Origin of the sequence: Polaromonas sp. (assembly GCF_041689105.1) — a bacterium.
GTDB lineage: Bacteria > Pseudomonadota > Gammaproteobacteria > Burkholderiales > Burkholderiaceae_C > Polaromonas.
This window is the reverse complement of record NZ_JBDNGU010000046.1, coordinates 1-2,156: the sequence shown is the minus strand read 5'-3', so window position 1 is coordinate 2,156 and position 2,156 is coordinate 1. Positions and strand designations below refer to the sequence as shown.

Sequence of the window (2,156 nt, the reverse complement as noted above, 5' to 3'; positions counted from 1 at the left end):
TGATTGTTCCGGTAGCGCATGACGGTGAGGTCACCGGCGTGGCCGAACTGGCTTTCCTGCGCGAGCTGGGCAAACGCGATCTGGAGTTCGTCAAGCTGGTCGCCGACAGCCTGGGCACAGCCATCCACGGCGCGCTGGTGCGCCAACGGGTGCAGAACCTGCTGGCGGAAACACAGCAGCTCAACGAAGAACTGCAGGTCCAGCAGGAAGAGCTGCGCACCTCCAACGAGGAACTCGAAGAACAGTCACGCGTACTCCACGAGTCGCAGTCCAACCTGGAGAACCAGCAGGCTGAACTGGAGCAGACCAATAAACAACTGGCCGAGCAGGCCTTGTGGCTGGACCAGAAAAACGGCGCGCTCAATCTGGCGCAAACCCAACTGGAAGACCGCGCCGAGGAACTGAGCCGGGCCAGCCGCTACAAGACCGAGTTTCTGACCAACATGTCGCACGAGTTGCGCACGCCGCTCAACAGCTCGCTGATCCTGGCCAAGCTGCTCAGCGACAACCCCCAGGGTAATCTGAGCGAAGAACAGGTCAAGTTTGCGCATTCGATTTATGCCGCCGGCAACGACCTGCTGGACCTGATCAACGACATTCTCGACATCTCCAAGGTCGAAGCCGGGAAACTGGAGCTCTCGCCCGAGGAGATCGTTCTGGGCGAACTGGTGGGCACCCTGAAAAACACCTTTGAGCCCATGGCCAGCCAAAAGCAGCTGCGCTTTGAAGTCAGCATCGACCCCGGCACACCAGCCACGCTGGTGACCGACCGGCAGCGTGTCGAGCAAATCCTCAAGAACCTGCTCTCCAACGCGATCAAGTTCACTGAGACAGGCGAAGTCAGCCTCACAGTGTCCACCCAGCCCGGCGGGCAGGTCGCCTTTTCCGTGCAGGACTCGGGCATAGGCATTGCGCCCGACCAGCAACAGCTTATTTTCAATGCCTTCCACCAGGCCGACGGGACCACCAGCCGGCGCTATGGCGGCACCGGCCTGGGCCTGTCGATCTCGCGCGACCTCGGCAGCTTGCTGGGCGGCTCTATCGTGCTGGAAAGCCACGAAGGCAAAGGCAGCCGTTTCACCCTGCTGCTGCCCCGCGATTGGCAGGCGGCACAAGGAGCGACCAGCCAGCGCGCGCCCCTGCCGGCCGCAACCGCCCGCGTCCTTGCGACGGCTGCGCCAGCCCGCGCGGCGACCATGCCCCCACCGGCTTTTCCTGACGACCGGCACAAAGTCCTGGGCACACGCCTGACCCTGGTGATCGAGGACGATGCCGCTTTTGCGCAAATCCTGTACGACCTGGCGCATGAGCTTAAATACAACTGCCTGGTGGCGCAGGGCGCCGAAGAAGGCATCACGCTGGCTGGCCAGTTCCTGCCGGTGGCGATTTTGCTGGACATCGGCCTGCCCGACGGCTCCGGCCTGTCGGTGCTGCAGCGGCTCAAGGACAACCCGCTGACACGGCACATCCCGGTGCACGTGGTCTCTGGCAAAGAGAGCCGCGAAACTGCGCTGCAAATGGGGGCCATTGGCTACGCCCTCAAACCGACCACCCGCGCGCAGCTCAAGGCGGTCTTCAAGAAGCTGGAAGACAAGCTGACGCAAAAAGTCAAACGTGTGTTGCTGGTCGAAGACGATGCGCTGCAGCGTGACAGCGTGACCCGCCTGATCGGCGACGACGATGTGGAAATCACGGCGGTAGAGACCGGCGAGGAGGCCCTGGCATTGCTGGCCAGCACGATTTACGACTGCATGATCATCGATCTGAAGTTGCCCGACATCCAGGGCTACGAGCTGCTGCAACGCATGTCCGCCGGGGAGATCACCTCCTTTCCGCCGGTGATTGTGTATACCGGCCGCAGCCTCACCCGCCAGGAAGAAGCCGATCTTCTGAAGTATTCGCGCTCCATCATCATCAAGGGCGCACGCTCGCCCGAGCGCCTGCTCGATGAAGTGACACTGTTTCTACACAAGGTCGAAGCCGACCTGTCGGCGGAGCGGCAGGTCATGCTCAAGGCCGCGCGCAGCCGGGACAAGGCCTTTGAAGGCCGCAAGGTCCTGCTGGTCGATGATGACGTGCGCAACATTTTTGCGCTGACCAGTGCGCTGGAGCAACGCGGCCTGCTGGTCGAGATTGGCCGCAACGGTTTTGAAGCC

Annotated in this window: 1 protein-coding gene; it reads left to right on the top strand. The window is 62.2% G+C overall.

Going from position 1 to position 2,156, the window contains the following annotated elements; genetic code table 11:
• Positions 1-2,156, top strand: a 2,156-nt coding sequence (locus ACESMT_RS04110; protein ID WP_372825301.1) for a response regulator, incomplete at both ends; no start/stop codon positions are given.